The sequence below is a fragment of the Pseudomonas benzenivorans genome (assembly GCF_024397895.1).
Lineage (GTDB): Bacteria > Pseudomonadota > Gammaproteobacteria > Pseudomonadales > Pseudomonadaceae > Aquipseudomonas > Aquipseudomonas benzenivorans_A.
This window is the reverse complement of the sequence record NZ_CP073346.1, coordinates 3414467-3432703: the sequence shown is the minus strand read 5'-3', so window position 1 is coordinate 3432703 and position 18237 is coordinate 3414467. Positions and strand designations below refer to the sequence as shown.

Here is an 18237-nt window from a genome sequence, read left to right as displayed (position 1 = left end):
GCCATTGTGGATAACCCTGTGAACTAAGGGTGGGCAAGCGCGGCAAGGCCAGGTGGCCAGGCGCGGCGGACGACTCGATCAGTGAATGACCAGTCAGCGAACGCCGCGCCAACCGATAGCGGATCAGGCAGCGGGCTTCTTCTCCCGCGGCTTCTTCTCCTTCACCGGTGCGGCTTCCAACTCCTTCGTCTCCTCGGCCTTGGGCTCTTCGCTCAGGTCGATCTCGGCGATCTCACGCAGACGCTCGACCACCCGGGCATTGACGCTGCCGGCCGGGAACTGGCCCTCGGCATTCGGCGTACCGGCATCCTCGCCGACCAGCAGGCTTAGCGCCTCGTCGACCTGGCGCACCGCGTAGATGTGGAAGCGCCCGGCGCTTACCGCCTGCAGCACCCGCTCGTCGAGCATCAGGGTGGTGACGTTGGAATGGGGAATGATCACCCCCTGTTCACCGGTCAGGCCGCGGGCCTCGCACAGGCGGAAGAAGCCCTCGATCTTCTCGTTGACCCCGCCAACCGCCTGCACCTCGCCGAACTGGTTGATCGAGCCGGTGATGGCGAAGCACTGCTTGAGCGGCGTGCGTGACAGGGCCGAGATCAGCGTGCAGACCTCGCCGAGGGAAGCGCTGTCGCCATCGACATAGCCGTAGGACTGCTCCAGGGCGATGCTCGCGGAGATTTCCAGGGGAAACTCCTGGGCGTAGCGACTGCCCATGTAACCGGTGAGGATCATCACCCCCTTGGAGTGGATCGGCTGGCCCAGGTTGACCTCGCGTTCGATGTCGACGATGCCCGAGCCGCCCGGGTAGACGGTGGCGGAGATGCGCGCCGGCACCCCGAAGGCCGAGTCGCCGACCTCCAGCACGGTCAGGCCGTTGCACTTGCCGACCGCCGCGCCAGTGGTGTCGATCAGGATGATGCCGGCCAGCATGTCGTCGATGATCCGCGCCGAGACCCGGCCGGTGCGGGTGGCCTTGGCCTTCAGCGCGCGCTCGATGTGGCCTACCTCGGTCACCGGCTCGTTGGCCAGCTGACGGATGAAGTCGGCCTCGCTGACCAGCTGGAACAGGTCGCCGATACGCGCCGACAGTCGCCCCTGGTGCTCAGCCAGGCGCGCGCTGTAGGTCGCCAGGCGCGCCACCGCGGCGGCCGTCAGCGGCGCCATGCCCTCCTCCGAGGTACGGGTCTTCATCAGCTGGGCGAACTGCTCCAGGCTCTCGTCGCCCAGGGGGATGTCCTCGTCGAAATCGACCAGAACGCGAAACATCTCCTGGAAGTCCGGATCGTGATCCTGCAGCGCGTAATACAGCTGGCGGGCGCCGATGATCACCACCTTGATCTGCAGCGGAATCACCTGCGGGTTGAGGGTCACGGTGGCGATACGGCCGAGATCGCCCAGGGGCGACTCCATCTTCAGCTGGCGCGAATGCAGTGCACGCTTGAGCGCGTCCCAGACGAACGGCTCACCGAGCATCTTCTCCGCTTCGAGGATCAGGAAGCCGCCATTGGCCCGGTGCAAGGCGCCGGGCCGCAGCTGGCGGTAGCTGGTGTAAATCGCGCCCTGATCGTTGTTGTACTCGATGCGGCCGAACAGGTTGTCGTAGGTCGGGTGCGACTCGAAGACCACCGGCGCACCGCCGTCAACGTGATGGCCCACCACCAGACTCGGGCAGTACTGCTCCTCGAGCAGCTTGCGGGTCTGTACGTCGGCCTTGTCCACCTCGACCAACTGATCGACCACGGTCTTCAGCAGGTTGACCTGCAGCGCCTGCAGGTAGGCGCAGACGCCGGCATTCTCCGCGTATTTTTCCGACAGCGGCGACAGCAGGGGCTGCAGGGCAACGGTGATGGTTTCCTCGTTGAGCTGGCGCAGCTGGTTGTTCGACTCGCGCTTCCACTGCGGCAGGCTGGCCAGCTCTTCGTTGAGGCGCTCCTCGAGGGCGGCGATGTCGGCGTGAAAACGCTCGCGCTCGGCCTCCGGCAGCTGGGCGAACTCCGCCTCGTCCAGGGCCTTGCCCTCGAGCATCGGGGTGAAGGCGATATTGCTGCTGTCGCGGTACAGGGCCACACCGCGCTCCAGGGCCAGTCGCTCGATCACATCCAGGGCCTGGTCGTAGCGCTTGTTGAAGGCCCGATCGATGACGCTCTTCTTCTGCTGGTAGGACGGGTGCTCGAACACCGCCGGAAAGGTCGCCAGCAGGTTGTCGATCAGCAGGTTGATGTCGGCGATGAACTCGCCTGCGCTGCCGGCAGGCAACTCCAGCGCCCGCGGCTCGCGCGGCTCGTCGAAGTGGTTGACGTAGACCCAGTCGCTCGGCGTGGCCAGGCGCTTGGCCTCGGCCTTGAGGTAGCGCTTGGCGAAGGAAAACCGACCGGTGCCGGGCTCGCCCATGACGAACACGTTGTAGCCCGGGCGCGGCATCGCCACGCCGAACTGCAGCGCCTCGACCGCCCGCTCCTGGCCCAGCACGCCGCGAAAGGGCTCGAGATCATCAGTGGTGGCGAAGTTGAACTGGGTGGCGGAGAAGGGACGGGTTAGAGCATCGGGCGCTAGCCGCAGATGGGCAGCAACGGAATCAGGCATCGGAAATCCTTGAACAGAGGGGCACTCGCTGGGGAAATCATGGCGGTATCGGGCCGCGGCGACAAGCCATAAGCAGCGCTGACCCAGGGATCCTTCCGGTTATCCCCCAGCCAGGGCCGCCGTTCACTTGCGCTCGGCGCATTGCAGGCAGTGCTCCGCGGCGGGCAACGCCTGCAGGCGCGCCGGTTCGATAGGCTCACCACATTCCACGCACTCGCCATAGCGGCCCTCGGCCAGGCGCAACTTGGCCAGACCGACCTGACGCAGCGCCAACTCGGCCTCGGCCAGCAGCGCCTCGAGCACCTCATCGTTCTGCCGCTGCAGCGCCTGCTCGGCGAAATCCGGGGAATGGCTGCGTCCCAGGTCCCGGCGGATGGCGTTGGCCCGCGCACTGTACTCGGCTAACAACGCATCGAGCGCCGCACGGGGATCGAAGGCGGGCATGGAAGTACTCCTCGTCTTGCACTTCCTATAAGTGTGGACGCTGGCGGCAAGGTTGCACGACCTGCGGCGAAACTAGTCCGCAAACCCCGGGCGGCCAGGGCGCGCCGGCCGTCCGGCCCGCGCCAGGAGATTCCACCATCGCCTGGGTGTAGGCTTTCCTTGAGAGCGGATCGCGGAACGAGGGCCGCCGAGCGTTAGCCCCCATATCGACCAATACGAGAGCGAGGCCCGTCGCAGCCGATGAAAAACAGCGCCCCAGAGATCCTTCAAGCCGCCAGCGGCAAGCCGATCAAGCTCTGGGCCCAGGGCGTGCCGGTCGAGCAGGAGGCGCGCCAGCAGTTGCTCAAGACTGCGCAAATGCCGTTCATCTTCAAGCACCTGGCGGTGATGCCCGACGTGCACCTGGGCAAGGGTTCGACCATCGGCAGCGTGATTCCCACCGTCGGCGCGATCATCCCGGCCGCGGTCGGCGTGGACATCGGCTGCGGCATGATCGCCACCCGCACCTCACTGCAGGCCGACGACCTGCCGGACAACCTGCACGGCCTGCGCCGCGCCATCGAGCAGGCCGTGCCCCACGGCAAGACCTTCGGTCGCCACGACCAGGGCGCCTGGAGCGAGGTGCCGGCCAGCGCCGACCAGGCCTGGCGTGCCCTGGCCGGACGTTTCAAGGCGATCACCGACAAGTACCCGCGCCTGGAGAAGACCAACAACCGCCAGCACCTCGGCACCCTGGGCGGCGGCAACCACTTCATCGAGGTCTGCCTGGACGAGGCCGACCGGGTCTGGTTCATGCTGCACAGCGGCTCGCGCGGGGTCGGCAATGCCATCGGCACCCAGTTCATTCAGCTGGCCCAGGCGGACATGCGCCAGCACCTGGCCAACCTGCCGCACCGGGACCTGGCCTACTTCGAGGAAGGCAGCCGGCATTTCGCCGACTATGTCGAGGCCGTGGGCTGGGCCCAGGACTACGCCAGGCAGAACCGCGCGCTGATGATGCAGGCGGTCATAGGCGCCGCGCGCCGGCTGCTGGGTCGACCGTTCGAGGCCAGCCTGGAGGCGGTCAACTGCCACCACAACTATGTACAGAAGGAGCGCCACTTCGGTCAGGAGGTGCTGGTCACCCGCAAGGGCGCGCTGTCGGCGCAGCAGGGTGAGCTGGGCATCATTCCCGGCTCGATGGGTGCCAAGAGCTTCATCGTCCGCGGCCTCGGCAACCAGGAGGCATTCTGCTCCTGCAGCCATGGCGCCGGGCGCAGCATGAGCCGCACCGAGGCGAAGAAACGCTTCGGCGTGGCCGATCAGGTGCGCGCCACCGCCCATGTCGAGTGCCGCAAGGACAAGGACGTGATCGACGAGATCCCCATGGCCTACAAGGACATCGACCTTGTGATGGCCGCCCAGCGCGACCTGGTGGAAGTGGTGCATACCCTGCGCCAGGTGGTCTGCGTCAAGGGCTAATACTGGGTCGATGAGATAAAAAACGGAGCCCTGGGGCTCCGTTTTTTCTGTGCAGCAGATCCGGCCTACGCCAGTTTCTTGTGCCGCACGCGATGCGGCTGCGAGGCGGCCTCGCCGAGGCGCTTCTTGCGGTCGGCCTCGTACTCGGTGTAGTTGCCCTCGAAAAACTCGATGTGCGAGTCGTCTTCGTACGCCAGGATATGGGTGGCGACGCGGTCGAGGAACCAGCGATCGTGGGAGATGACGATGGCCGCGCCGGGGAAGTCGAGCAGCGCCTCCTCCAGCGAACGCAGGGTTTCCACATCGAGGTCGTTGGACGGTTCGTCGAGCAGCAGCACGTTGGCGCCTTCCTTCAGGGTCAGGGCCAGGTGCAGGCGGCCGCGTTCACCGCCGGAGAGGTCCTTGACGAACTTCTGCTGATCGCCGCCCTTGAAGTTGAAGCGACCGACGTAGGTGCGCGACGGGACTTCATAGTTGCCGATCTTGATCATGTCCGAGCCACCGGATACCGCTTCCCACACGCTCTTGCTGCCGTCGAGGTCGTCGCGGCTCTGGTCGACGCAGGCCAGTTGCACGGTGTCGCCGATCTCGATGCTGCCCGAATCCGGCTGCTCCTTGCCCATCAGCATGCGGAACAGGGTCGACTTGCCGGCGCCGTTGCCGCCGATCACCCCGACGATGGCGCCCTTCGGCATGCTGAACGACAGGTTGTCGATCAGCACGCGGTCGCCGTAGCCCTTGCTGACGTTGACGAAGTCGATGACCTTGTCGCCCAGGCGCGGACCGACCGGGATGTAGATCTCGTTGGTTTCGCTGCGCTTCTGGAACTCCTGGGACTGCATCTCCTCGAAGCGCTGCAGACGCGCCTTGGACTTGGACTGGCGAGCCTTGGCGCCCTTGCGCACCCACTCCAGCTCTTCCTTCATGGCCTTTTCGTGGGCCGACTGCTGCTTGGATTCCTGGGCCAGGCGGGCGGACTTGGCCTCCAGCCAGCCGGAATAGTTGCCCTCGTAGGGAATGCCGGCGCCGCGGTCCAGTTCGAGAATCCAGCCAGCGACGTTGTCCAGGAAGTAACGGTCGTGGGTGATCGCCACCACGGTACCCGGGAAATCGTGGAGGAAGTGCTCCAGCCAGGCCACCGAGTCGGCGTCCAGGTGGTTGGTCGGTTCGTCCAGCAGCAGCATGTCCGGCGCCGACAGCAGCAGACGGCACAGCGCCACACGGCGCTTTTCGCCACCGGAGAGCACGGCGACCTTGGCATCCCAGGCCGGCAGGCGCAGGGCATCGGCGGCGACTTCAAGCTGACGCTCGAGGTTGTGGCCGTCGGCGGCCTGGAGGATGGCCTCCAGCTTGCCCTGCTCGGCGGCCAGGGCGTCGAAGTCGGCGTCCGGCTCGGCATAGGCGGCATAGACCTGATCCAGGCGCGCCTGGGCGTCCTTGATCACGCTGACGGCTTCTTCCACCACTTCGCGTACGGTCTTGCTCGGGTCGAGCTGCGGCTCCTGGGGCAGGTAACCGACATTCAGCTCGGGCATCGGGCGGGCTTCGCCGTCGAATTCCTGGTCGACCCCGGCCATGATCTTCAGCAGGGTGGATTTGCCCGAGCCGTTGAGACCCAGTACGCCGATCTTGGCGCCCGGGAAGAAGGACAGGGAGATGTTCTTGAGGATTTCCCGCTTCGGCGGCACAACTTTGCTCAGCCGATGCATGGTGTAGACGTATTGAGCCATGGATACCCTTGGTTCGATGACAGGAAACTGGAGATTGCTCGGCGGCTGTCGCGCCCCGTGGCGGCGAATGTTCGCGTCCGCCCGAGCCTGGAGAGGGCCGCTCGTCGGGCCGCCCGGCAGGCGCTGCGCCATTCGCATGCTGCGCCTACTAGATGAAAGCTCGCGCGCGTGCGGCAAAGCTACCGGAATGCGCGGTACAGGGCAAACCGCACTCGTCGGCCAAGCTGGCACTTTGCCGGGGTTATGGCATGCTAGCCGCCTCTTGCGACCGGCCACCCCTGGTCGCTCAACGCCACCCGCGCCAACCGAGCCACAGCCGCTGGAACTGACCCATGGCGACAGCCCAACCCCTGCCGTTCCCCAGCGCACCCGGCGAGCCACCGGCAACGCCGCTGCGTGGCTCGGTCAAGGGCGCACTGGTGGCACTGGTCCTGGGCATGCTGGCGTTGCTGCTCTGGCAGCTGCACCTGGAGTCGCAACAGCTGCAGGACAATCAGCGCCAGCTCAACCGCGAGTTCAACACCCAGCTGGCCAACCACCTCGGCCTGAGCATGGACCTCAAGGCGCGCGCCGGCCTGGCGATGCTCGCCCCCTTCGACCAGCCTCCGGCCACGGCGCGCCAGCGCGCCGCCGTGCTGGACAGCCTGCGCGCGGTGTTTCCCAACGTGCAGAGCCTGGCCTGGCTCGGCCCGCGCGGCGGCATCCTCGACGACAGCGAGCCCCGGGCCGACGATGCCGTGTTCCTCGGCCAGCTGTACCGGCGCAGCCAGGGGCAGCCCTACCATTACGCCTTCAGCACGCACGCCGAGGGGCGCATCTACGTGCTCTTGCGTCAGGCCGAGAACAGCAGCACGAGCGGCTACTGGGCCCTGCGCATGACCACCAGTACCCTGCGCGAATGGCTCTACGAGCACCGTCTGGACGATTACCATTGGTTGCTGGAGGACAGCCTGGCGCAGCGGGTGATCGCCAGTCGTCAGGATCGCCCGGCGCCCTCCAGCGCGGCCTTCCCGCCAGTGACCGCCGAGGACCTGGCCCAGAGTCTGCTGCTGACGCCCCTCAAGGGCAGCGAATGGCAACTGCGTGCACTGTTCAACGAGCGCAAGGTACGGGCGAAGCTGCTGCCGAACCTGGCAACCAAGTTCGCCCTGTTCGTGCTGTGCACCCTGCTCACGCTGTTCGCCCTGTACCGCTTGCTGTGCGAGCAGCGCCGCCTGCACGAGCTCAATGCCGCCTCGCAGCGCTCGCTGCACCAGGCCGCCGGCGCCTTGAGCGCAATCGAGGAAAGGGTGCTGGTGACCGACGGCAACGGCCTGATCCGCTACCTCAACCCCCAGGCCGAGGCGCTGTTCGGCCGGGCCAGCCGGGACGCCCAGAGCCGGCACCTGCTGGAACTGATGCCGCACCTCGACCCGCTGCTGCTGCACCACACCGCGTTTCACAGCGAACAGGGCCCGGACCTGGTGGAGATCCCACAGCAGGGCGTGAGTCGGCTGTTCGCCATCAGCCGCCGCGAGCTCAGCGACGAGGGTCGTCACCAGGGCTTGGTCTGGGTGCTGCGCGACGTCACCGAGGAGCAGCAGGCGACCCGCGTGCTGAAGGAGACCCGGCGTCGCTATCAGGACATATTCGAAGGCACCGGTACGGCGCTGTGCGTACTCGACCTGTCCGCCCTGCATGACTACCTGAGCCAGTTGCAGCTGCGCGACGGCGTCGACCTGGACCGCTGGCTGCAGGCCAACCCGCAGCGCCACGGCGAACTGCTGCAGCGCCTGCGCTGCACCGAGAGCAACCAGATGGCCCTGCGCCTGCTCGGCGCCTCAAGTAACGATCAGGCCTGGCAGCACCTGATCAACAGCGGCCCGCTGCGCCCCGGCGGTTTCCGCATGCAGCTGCTCACGGCCCTATTGGAAAATACCGGCCAACTGGAAATGGAGCAGCGGATCAGCACGCCCCAGGGCCACGAGCGCCACCTGTGGCTGGTCCTGCGCCTGCCGGAAAGCGCGGAGGACCTGCGTGCGGTGACCCTGAGCATCAGCGACGTCACCAGTCGCAAGCGCATCGAGCTGTCGCTGATCGAGCGCGAGCGCTTCTGGTCCGACGTGGTGCGCGCCGTGCCCGACACCCTCTATGTGCATGACGTGGCCAACCGCCGGGTGCTGTTCAGCAACCACCACCTGGGGCTGCAGCTTGGCTACAGCCAGATCGAGCTGAAGAGCATGGGCGAGCGTTTCTGGGAGCACATCCTGCATCCGGACGACAGCGACTATTACTGGCGTATCCGCAACCTGCAGCAGGTGCTCGGCGACGGCGTGCTGCTCGACTCCCAGCTGCGCTGGCGACACCAGAATGGCGCCTGGCGCTGGTTCAGCATTCGCGAGCAGGCCCTGCAGCGCGACGACACCGGGCGCGTCAGCCGCCTGCTGGGCATCGCCAAGGACATCACCGAGCAGATCGAGCGCAGCGAGTCGCTGCGCGCCAGCGAACAGCGCTATCGCCTGCTGGCCGAAAGCATCAGCGACGTGATCTTCTCCACCGACAGCAGCCTGAAACTGAACTACGTCAGCCCCTCGGTGCAGCCGGTGCTCGGTTTCACCACTGAATGGGTGCTGAGCAATGGTTTCCGCAGCCTGGCCAGCAATCCGGCCCAGCTGACGGACCTGAACCAGCTGCTCGAGCGGGTGCGCGGCGGCCTGGGCACCCCCCAGCGCATGGCCGAACTGCGCCAGCAGCTGCAGCCGCAACTGTTCGTCTTCGACTGCCTGCGCGCCGACGGCCGGCGGATTCCGGTGGAACTGCGCCTGGTGCCGATGTGGGACGAGCACGGACGCTTCGAAGGCCTGCTCGGCGTCGGCCGCGACATCGCCCAGCAGCGCCGCGCGGAGAAAGAGCTGCGCATGGCCGCCACGGTGTTCGAGCACTCAACCGCGGCGATCCTGGTCACCGACCCGGCCGGCTACATCGTCCAGGTCAACAAGGCCTTCAGCCGGGTCAGCGGCTACAGCTCGGCCCAGGTGCTCGACCAGCTGCCGAGCATGCTCACCGCCGACCGCCAGCAGGCCAGCCACCTGCAGTACATCCTCGGCCAGCTCAATCAGCGCGGCAGCTGGGAGGGCGAGGTCTGGCTCAAGCGCCGCAGCGGCGAGAGCTTCCCGGCCTGGGTCGGCATCACCGCGGTGCAGGACGAGGAAGGCGACCTGGTCAGCTACGTGTGCTTTTTCAGCGACATCAGCGAACGCAAGGCCAGCGAACAGCGCATCCACCGCCTGGCCTACTACGACGCCCTGACCCAGCTGCCCAACCGCACGCTGTTCCAGGACCGCCTGCACACCGCCCTGCAGCACGGCGAACGCCATCAGCAATGGGTGGTGCTGATGTTCCTCGACCTCGACCGCTTCAAGCCGATCAACGACTCCCTCGGCCACGCCGCCGGCGACCGCATGCTCAAGGACGTGGCCACCCGCCTGTCGGCCTGCGTCGACGCCGACGACACGGTGGCGCGCATGGGCGGCGACGAGTTCACCCTGCTGCTGCAGTCATCCACCAGCCAGGAAGCCGCGCTGAACCGGGCGATCCATGTGGCCGAACAGATTCTCGCCAGCCTGGCCCGGCCGTTCATCCTCGAGGGCCGGGAGTTCTTCGTCACCGCCAGCATCGGCATCGCCCTGAGCCCCCAGGACGGCGACGAGCTGAGCCAACTGATGAAGAACGCCGACACGGCCATGTACCACGCCAAGGAGCGCGGCAAGAACAACTTCCAGTTCTACCAGGCGGACATGAACGCCAGCGCCCTGGAGCGCCTGGAGCTGGAGAGCGACCTGCGCCATGCCCTCGACCTGGGCGAGTTCATCCTGCATTACCAGCCGCAGTTCTCCGGCAACGGCCAACGCCTGACCGGCGTCGAGGCACTGTTGCGCTGGCAGCACCCGCGCCGCGGCCTGGTGCCGCCGGACGACTTCATCCCGGTGCTGGAAGAGCTCGGCCTGGTGGGGCAGGTCGGCGACTGGGTATTGGCCGAGGCCTGCCGCCAGCTCAAGGAGTGGCACCTGGCGAAGATTCGCGTGCCCAAGGTGTCGGTCAACCTGTCGGCCCGGCAGTTCGCCGACGGCGATCTGGATCGGCGCATCGCCGCCATCCTCGAAGACAGCGGCGTGCCCCCGGCGTGCCTGGAGCTGGAGCTGACAGAGAGCATCCTGATGCAGGACGTCACCGGCGCCCTGGGCACCCTGGCCGACCTCAAGGCCCTGGGGCTGTGCCTGGCGATCGACGACTTCGGCACCGGCTACTCCTCGCTGAACTACCTCAAGCAGTTCCCCATCGACGTGCTGAAGATCGACCGCAGCTTCGTCGACGGCCTGCCCGACGGCGAGCAGGACGGGCAGATCGCCTGCGCCATCATCGCCATGGCCCACAGCCTGAACCTGGCGGTGATCGCCGAGGGCGTGGAAACCCAGGCCCAGCTCGATTTCCTGCGCGTGCACGAATGCGACGAAGTGCAGGGTTACCTGCTCGGCCGGCCCATGCCCGCCAAGCAGTTCGCCGCCCAGTTCGGTGGTGCGGCGCTGTTCATCCTGAGCTGAAGCCGAGCTGCCCTCTACCGCATCAAACCCCACAGAAAAGCTGGCCATTCCAAAAGACGGCATGGGCAAACAGCCAGCATCGCTATAATATTGGCGCCCATATTTTGACCGATGTTATTCCGACGTGTATCCAACCCAGGTCGACTACACGTACCAGAGGCACAGAATGGATAACCGCCTGGCCCCAGTGCTCTGCTCCCTGATCGAGCAGGTCGACATGGGAATCACCGTGTTCGACGCCGAGTTCATGACCCTGAACCGGAACAGGTTCATCAGCCCGCGCAGTGGCAGGAATCTGCGGCCGGCCACCGGCCGACCATTTACCCAGCGCTTCCCGGAGACCGACGCCGAACGTTGCAACTGCCAGGTGGGGCTGGCGCGGGATCGGCACGGCAATGGCCACATCCACCGGCGTGAGTGTCCTCCACTGCGCCATGAGGGGGCACTCCAACGTGTCGACCTGCATCGAGGCCTGGATACCACGTTCAATTTGGTCAGCAGCGAACTCAAGTACAAAGCCGAGTTAACCGAGGAGTACGACGACCTGCCGAAAGTCGAATGCACTCCCTCACAGATCAATCGGGTGGTGATGAGCCCGCTCGTGAACGCCGCCCGCGCCATCGAACCGTTCGGCCATATCACCCTGCGCACGGCCTGCAACGACGATTGGGTCTGGACCGAGGTCGAGGAGTCCAGTACCGACATCACCACCGAGGCCCTGGAGCGCCTCTGCGCCCCCGTCTTTAGCACCAAATCACTCGGCAGGGGCACTGGCCTCGGCTTCTCCCTGTCGCGCAGCATCGAGCAGTCCAGACCAGCGGCAGTCGCAACATGACCAACGGCCGAGATCAGCGCCCCGGAGCACAGCCTTGGCCAGGAATCTGTTTCAGCCGCCTCCGGCACAACCTCTCGACGATTGAGCCCCCGCACAGCGCGACTGCCAGAGCCGCCTGCGGCCAGTTCGGAGTCCCGCGCAAGGACCACAGGCAACGCCACCGACGCGCCCCGCACCTGTCGCGATTAAGTCTGCGCGACAGCGCAAGTGAGCGCTCGCGCCCAGCCAATGCACCCCGCAAGCCCCCCATAGCTGGCGCAACAGCCAGGCGCCCCAAGCAGTGCCAATCGCACGACGACCTGTCTTGGCCCAGTTACAAGAACCCGAGGCGCAGACTAGCGTCCGACCAGGAGTAGAGGCATCACGATGAAGACCCGCCACCTGATCCTTGAAAGCTGCCTACTGGTAACCGCCTTTGCGCTGTTCGGCACCGGCCTGCTCAGCCTGCTCGACTACCTGGGCAGCCAACACCTGAGCCAACACTCTGTGGTTTTGCGACCCGACAGCTCGGTCTTCGCCATGCTGATGGGCGGCCTGCTGCTCAGCGCCATTCGTCAGCTGCGCACCTTTGTGACGCTGTTTGCCACGCTGCTGACGGTCGCCAGCCTGTATACCCTGACGCACAACCACCTGGCCGGCGGCGCCGAAGTGGGACACTCATGGATCAGTGGCTCCATGCGAGTGCGCAGCGAGATGGCCCTTGCCGCCTTGGCAGGCACCCTGGCCATAACCCTGAGTCTGGGAAACTTGCTGGCCAAGCGCGCGGCGCAAGCCATTGGCGCCGCGATCATCCTGTTCGCGATTTCGTCGCAGCTGAGCGATTTTCACCCCGACCTTGGCACTTTCAGGCTGGCGCTCAGGCATGCCGCCAACAACGTCGCCAACCTGTTTGCGGTGATTCTAGGCGCTTCGATCATAGCGCTTACGCAGCTACCCAGCGTTTCGCGAAGCAGACTGGACCGCCCCTCGCTGGCCGCCGGGCTTATCTGCACCCTACTCAGCTGCACCGGCTGGTACCTGTTGAGCCTGCAGAACATCGAATCCGTCAATCGTGAAAGCCGGGTGCTGCTGGCCAAGACACAAAGCGCCATCATCCGCACCCAGGCGGACCGCCTGGCACTGATACAGCGCATGAGCGAACGCTGGCAGTCGCTTGGCGATCTGCCCCCGGAGAATCTCTGGCAACAGGAGGTGCGCAGTTACCTGCATGACTTCCCGGGGCTGGGACTGATCGCCGTGCTCGGCCCAGACCTCAGCCCCCTGCTACAGGGTGCTCGCGATCCGCAGCAGAGCTCCTGGCTCAACCATTTTCTCTCCGACAGCCAGCTGCGCCGCTGGCTTGAGCGCGCAAGGCAGGACGGGGGTTCGCAAATCAGCCCGGTCGCGCCAGGCGCCGAATCAATACCCAGGGTACTGATTAGCAGCCAGCTGAGCCTGCCTGACCAGCCCGCCCTGACGGTGGTCGCGAGCCTGGATATCCACGACACCATGAAGAGCCTGAGCGACCAGCATCTCAGTGACCTCGGCGTACGGCTCTATGAAGGCGATACCCTGCTGTTCGCCCCCTCCGGTGAGCCGCTGAACCACTTCGCCATTCAAGTGGGCTCTCTCGATGTCCCGGTGAATGAGGATCGGGCCTGGCGACTGATCAGCTACCTGGATCACCCACATCTCGGCAACGTGCTGTCCTACCTGCCAACGCTGGTACTGCTGTTCGGCTTGTCCCTGAGCGGTCTGCTGATGCTCAGCCAGCGAGTCGTGCGCCTGAACGCCGATCGCACGCAAAACGCGCAAGAGCTCAACCATGAACTGCAGGCAACCCTGAGCCAACAACACAGCCTCCAGCTGCTTAACCGCCGCATCATGCAGTTCTCGCGCGATGTGCTCTGCTCCATCGACAAGCAAGGCCGCTTCCTCGAAATCAGCCCCTCCTGCGAGCGGGTGTTTGGCTACAAGGCCGAGGAACTCATCGGCCAGCCATACATAGAGTTGGTTCTCCCCGAAGACCGACAGAACACCGAGGCAGAAACCGCCGCAATTGTCACCGGACGCCGAACCCACAGATTCCGCAACCGCTACCGCCACCCTGATGGACGAATACTGCATATCCTTTGGTCAGCGGACGGTTCAGGGCAGGACGAAACCCTGTTCTGCGTGGCGCACGACATTACCGCTCTGGTACAGAGCCAAACCTACACCGAGGCCCAACGCGACATCCTCAGCCTGATCTCCAGTGATCACCCACAGGCAGAAATCCTCGACTCCATCTGCCAGATGGTCGAAGCTCTGGAGCCAGAAGCGCTCTGCTCCATCCTCCTACTCGACGAAACCGGCCTGCACCTGCAAACCGGCGCAGCCCCCCACCTTCCCAGCGCACTCAACCAGGCCCTCGAAGGCACCGCCATCGGCCCCAAGGCAGGCAGTTGCGGAACGGCCGCGTACCGCCGTCAAGTCGTGGTGGTCGAGGACATCGCAACGGACCCGCTCTGGGAGGACCATCGCGACTTGGCACTGGCCAACGGCCTGCACGCCTGCTGGTCATTCCCACTGCTGACCCGAGAGGGCAAGGTGCTGGGTACCCTTGCCCTCTATAACCGCCGCCCCTATGCGCCGAACCAGGAGCAGGTCGAACACCTGGCGACGGCCGCGCAACTGGCCACTATCGCCATCACCCGCGCCCATGATCGCCAGACGCAACAAGAGAGCGAGCAACGATTTCGCTCGCTGTTCACTTTCAACCCGGATGCCGTGCTTTCCTTCGACCTCAATGGCCACTTTCAGCAGGTCAATGGTGCCGCCCGGCAACTGGCCGGGCTCGCTCAGGAACAACTAACCCACCGACACTTCATCGATATGGTCGTCGCCGAGGACGCTGAGCGCACGGCTCAGCACTTTGCCTCGGCCTGCAAGGGCATCCCCCAGCGCTACGAGACGAGGATCCGCAACAGCAATGGCGAGCTGCTGAACCTGGACGTGACCAACCTGCCCATAATCGTCGACGGACAGATCGTCGGCGTATACGGCATCGCCAAGGACATCACCGGCCGCGAGCTGATGACCGACGCTCTGCATCAAGCGCTACTCGAAGCCGAGCAGCGGACAGATCAGCTGCGTGGCCTCAGCGCTGCGGCCATCGCCAGCGCGCGCTTGCTTGAGCGCGAGGCCTTGTCCCACTACCTGGTCAACCAGATTCGCCAGGTCATCGGCGTTCATCAGGTCATGCTGGTTGCCCCGGAAGGCGACTCCGGACATCCGACAGTCACCAGCTCGCTATCCAGCCAGGACGCCCCCAGGCATCACGGCACCTCGCCATGGGCAGAAACCGCACTCCTACGGCAGCTCATGGCAGTCGAGCAACCGATCTGCCTGAGCCAGCACGCCCTCGAGACCGACCCCTACTGGGGTGGTTTCGCCGGCAAGCTCGGCAACAGCGGGCATGCGCCTCTACGCGGTCTCCTCTTGGCACCGTTGCTCGACAACGGCGGCCACACTATCGGCATGCTGCTGCTCTCGGACAAGCTGCAGGATGACTTCGATCAGGACGACCTCGCCATCGCCCTGCAGTTCTCGCAAATGGCGGTTTCCGCGCTGGAGAACATCCGCCTGCTCAATGAGGTCAAGGGCGGCGAGCAACGCCTGAAGTCCCAGCTCGCCTTCACCTCGGCCATCACCGACAGCCTGTCCGAAGGACTGCTGGCGGTCGATAGCGCGGGCCTTGTGACCTTCGTCAACCCGGCGGCCGAAGCGCTCCTCGGCACACAGGAACAGCGGCTGCTCGGCCAGCCGCTGCACAGCGTGCTGCCTCTGGACCCCGCCAGCTGTAACCTGCAGGATCAGCCGGCACTCGAAGGCGAACTCTGCCTGCAGACCGGCGACAGCCGGACCCTGCTCTATGATGCCCGGCCGCTGAGCAGCAACGCCGAGCACGCTGGCTGGGTAATCGCCCTGGATGACGTCACCGCCCAACGCCTGGGGGACCAGGCCATGCGCGAGCGCAACCAGTTCTTCAACCTGTCGCTGGAAATGTTCTGCATGCTCAGCCTGTCGGGTCACTTCATCCAGGTGAACCCGGCATTCGCCAGCACCCTGCGCTACAGCGAGGAGCATCTGATCGGCAAAGCCTACATGGACCTGATTCACCCGCAGGACCGGCCCATGGTCAAGTCGGCAGTCCAGCAACTGCAATTCGGGCAATCGATTGAAGAGCTGATCATTCGCGTCTGGGACGCCGACCAGGAACTGCACTGGCTGCAACTCAGCGCGACCCTGAGCGATGACCGCGTGATCTACTGCGCAGCGCGCGATATCACCGAGCGCAAGGAATCAGAGAAGCAACTACGCCTGCTCCAGCGCAGCCTGGAGTCCAGCTACAACGGCGTACTAATCGTGGATGCGCAGGCCGAGGATCTGCCAATCATCTATGCGAATCCGGCATTCGAGCGAATCACCGGCTATAGTCCCGACGAAATCCTTGGCCATAACTGCCGCTTCCTTCAGCGTGGCGACAGCAGCCAGAAGGGCATCAAAGCAATTCGCCATAGCCTCGCCCGAAACAGCGAGGTGCACGCCGTCTTACGCAACTACCGCAAGGACGGCTCGCCGTTCTGGAACGACCTGTATATCTCTCCCGTTCTCGATGAAGGCGGGCAAGTCACTCACTTCGTTGGCGTCCAGAACGACATCAGCGAAGAGCGGCGTTACCAGGACGAACTCAGCTTCAATGCAAGCCATGACGTGCTCACCGGCCTACCCAACCGTACCCTGCTGGAGGACCGTCTGGGTCAGAGCTGTCAGCTTTCCCATCGGTATAAGCGTAGCGTTGCGGTCATGTTCATTGACCTTGATGGTTTCAAACAGATCAACGATACCAACGGGCACCATTTCGGCGATCAGGTCCTGATTGAGGTCGCGAGGCGACTGAGCGCGCAGGTCCGTGCCGGTGACACGGTGGCCAGAATGGGCGGCGACGAATTCGTCGTGTTGCTACCGGACCTGGCTCAGAAGGAAGACGCCGTGCAGGTAGCGGAGCGCATGCTTCGAGCTATTTCACGCCCCTATCAGATCGACGGAACCGACTTCCACACCAGCGCCAGCATCGGCATCACCCTGAACGACGGCAGCATCGAACACCCCATGCAGCTCATCCAGCAGGCGGATCTGGCCATGTACAAGGCCAAGCAGGAAGGGCGCAACAATTACCTGTGGTTTACCGAAGACCTGAGCTTGGCCGTTCGCGAACGCGCCGGACTGCGCGGCGAACTGCAAAAGGCCATCGAAGGCGAAGATTTCGAACTCTACTACCAGCCGCAAATCGACAGTCGCAGTGGCAGGGTAGTCGGCCTGGAGGCCCTGCTCCGCTGGCAACACGCCACGCGCGGATTCATCTCACCGATGACGTTCATCCCAGTTGCGGAAGAAAGCGGACAGATCATTCCGCTCAGCCTCTGGGTGCTGGATACCGCCTGCAGACAGATTCGCCAGCTTGCCGACCAGGGCATGAGCAAGCTATCGGTAGCGGTAAACATCTCCCCGGTTCACTTCCAGCGGAAGAACTTCCTCGAAACGATAAGGGCCGCCCTGGAGAAGTACGCGCTCAACCCAGAGCAACTGGCTCTTGAGATTACCGAGTCGGTGCTGCTGAACAACACCGACCAGGCTATCGAATCCCTGCAGCAACTGCGGGCTCTTGGCGTTGGAATCGCCATTGACGACTTCGGCACGGGCTACTCCAGCCTCGGTTATTTGAAGCGGCTACCGATCGACAAGGTCAAAATTGACCGCTCCTTCATCCGGGAGATCATCAGCGACAGCAACGATGCCGCCATTACCCGCGGCATCATTTCCATGGCCCACCATCTGAAGCTGAAAGTAGTGGCCGAAGGTGTGGAAAACGAGCCCCAGGTGGCCTTTCTCAGAAAAAGTCATTGTGACCAGTTCCAAGGCTACCACTTCGCAAAGCCCATGCCTTTCGCGGCCCTTGAAAACTTTCTTCACTATCACATGCAGGTGCATGCCCCTGTCATGGACCAGTCCAGCGAAGAGGAAAACCTGCAGACCATTCTCCTCGTCGACGATGAAGAGAACATTCTTCGCGCCCTCGTCCGAGTTTTGCGGCGTGACGGCTACAAGATCCTCACCGCAACTCGCGCCCGAGATGCCTTCGAGCTACTCGCCAAACATCATGTCAGCGTCATTCTCTCGGACCAGCGGATGCCGGAGATGAGCGGTACGGAGTTTCTCAGTCGCGTCAAAGATCTGCACCCCCACACGATCAGGATGGTGCTTTCCGGCTATACCGACCTGAAATCCGTCACAGAAGCCATCAACCAAGGCGCCATCTACAAATTCCTGACCAAACCGTGGGATGACCAACAATTGCGCCAAGACATCCACCAGGCGTTTCAGCAGTTCAATGCAAGCGAGCTGAAGACAGCCAACCGTGTTTGACCGCCTCAGGGCTGCCTGCGCTTGCTGAATCATCAAGCGGAGCCCGTCCAGGAGGACTGGCGGGCATGCCCCAGGGCGAGCGCATCTGGATGAGTCGCGCTTGTGCGGCCCATGACCGCCATTCACGCCCCGCACCGGCCGGGTTGGGGTAGAATCC

7 protein-coding genes are annotated in these 18237 nt (G+C 64.5%); 4 read left to right on the top strand and 3 right to left on the bottom strand.

The annotated features are described in order from the left end of the window. Positions 1 to 123 precede the first annotated feature (123 nt). Both KDW96_RS16085 and KDW96_RS16080 read right to left on the bottom strand, forming a co-directional pair. Entirely contained in the window at positions 124 to 2583 is a 2460-nt protein-coding gene (locus KDW96_RS16085; RefSeq protein ID WP_255837233.1) for a Lon protease family protein, read from the bottom strand. A 123-nt stretch (positions 2584 to 2706) separates the two neighbouring features. After that, positions 2707 to 3027, bottom strand: a complete 321-nt coding sequence (locus KDW96_RS16080; RefSeq protein WP_255837232.1) for a TraR/DksA family transcriptional regulator — start codon at positions 3025 to 3027, stop codon at positions 2707 to 2709. 240 nt (positions 3028 to 3267) lie between these two features. On the opposite strand from KDW96_RS16080, the gene KDW96_RS16075 reads away from it, so the two are divergent. Continuing rightward, a complete protein-coding gene (locus tag KDW96_RS16075; RefSeq protein WP_255837231.1) occupies positions 3268 to 4488 on the top strand; it encodes an RtcB family protein in 1221 nt (406 codons plus the stop codon). Positions 4489 to 4553: 65 nt separating this feature from the next. Here KDW96_RS16075 and ettA read toward each other — a convergent pair whose 3' ends face one another. Then, a complete protein-coding gene (gene ettA / locus KDW96_RS16070) occupies positions 4554 to 6218 on the bottom strand; it encodes an energy-dependent translational throttle protein EttA (protein WP_255837230.1) in 1665 nt (554 codons plus the stop codon). Between the two features lie 332 nt (positions 6219 to 6550). On the opposite strand from ettA, the gene KDW96_RS16065 reads away from it, so the two are divergent. The 3 genes from KDW96_RS16065 to KDW96_RS16055 all read left to right on the top strand — a co-directional run bounded on the left by KDW96_RS16065 (position 6551) and on the right by KDW96_RS16055 (position 18080). After that, positions 6551 to 10798 carry a bifunctional diguanylate cyclase/phosphodiesterase gene (locus tag KDW96_RS16065; RefSeq protein ID WP_370295135.1) on the top strand — a complete coding sequence of 1416 codons (4248 nt, stop codon included), beginning with the start codon at positions 6551 to 6553 and terminating at the stop codon, positions 10796 to 10798. A gap of 166 nt (positions 10799 to 10964) precedes the next feature. Further along, on the top strand, positions 10965 to 11633 hold the full coding sequence (locus KDW96_RS16060; RefSeq protein WP_255837229.1) for an ATP-binding protein: 669 nt from the start codon (positions 10965 to 10967) through the stop codon (positions 11631 to 11633). A gap of 366 nt (positions 11634 to 11999) precedes the next feature. Beyond that, complete coding sequence (locus KDW96_RS16055) at positions 12000 to 18080, top strand: PAS domain S-box protein (protein ID WP_255837228.1); 6081 nt, start codon at positions 12000 to 12002, stop codon at positions 18078 to 18080. Positions 18081 to 18237 lie beyond the last annotated feature (157 nt).

What these genes read in the sequence shown, in the direction of transcription:
- KDW96_RS16085 (WP_255837233.1), bottom strand. Translation starts at nt 2,583, where the DNA reads ATGCCTGATTCCGTTGCTGCCCATCTGCGGCTAGCGCCCGATGCTCTA.
- KDW96_RS16080 (WP_255837232.1), bottom strand. Translation starts at nt 3,027, where the DNA reads ATGCCCGCCTTCGATCCCCGTGCGGCGCTCGATGCGTTGTTAGCCGAG.
- KDW96_RS16075 (WP_255837231.1), top strand. Translation starts at nt 3,268, where the DNA reads ATGAAAAACAGCGCCCCAGAGATCCTTCAAGCCGCCAGCGGCAAGCCG.
- ettA (WP_255837230.1), bottom strand. Translation starts at nt 6,218, where the DNA reads ATGGCTCAATACGTCTACACCATGCATCGGCTGAGCAAAGTTGTGCCG.
- KDW96_RS16065 (WP_370295135.1), top strand. Translation starts at nt 6,551, where the DNA reads ATGGCGACAGCCCAACCCCTGCCGTTCCCCAGCGCACCCGGCGAGCCA.
- KDW96_RS16060 (WP_255837229.1), top strand. Translation starts at nt 10,965, where the DNA reads ATGGATAACCGCCTGGCCCCAGTGCTCTGCTCCCTGATCGAGCAGGTC.
- KDW96_RS16055 (WP_255837228.1), top strand. Translation starts at nt 12,000, where the DNA reads ATGAAGACCCGCCACCTGATCCTTGAAAGCTGCCTACTGGTAACCGCC.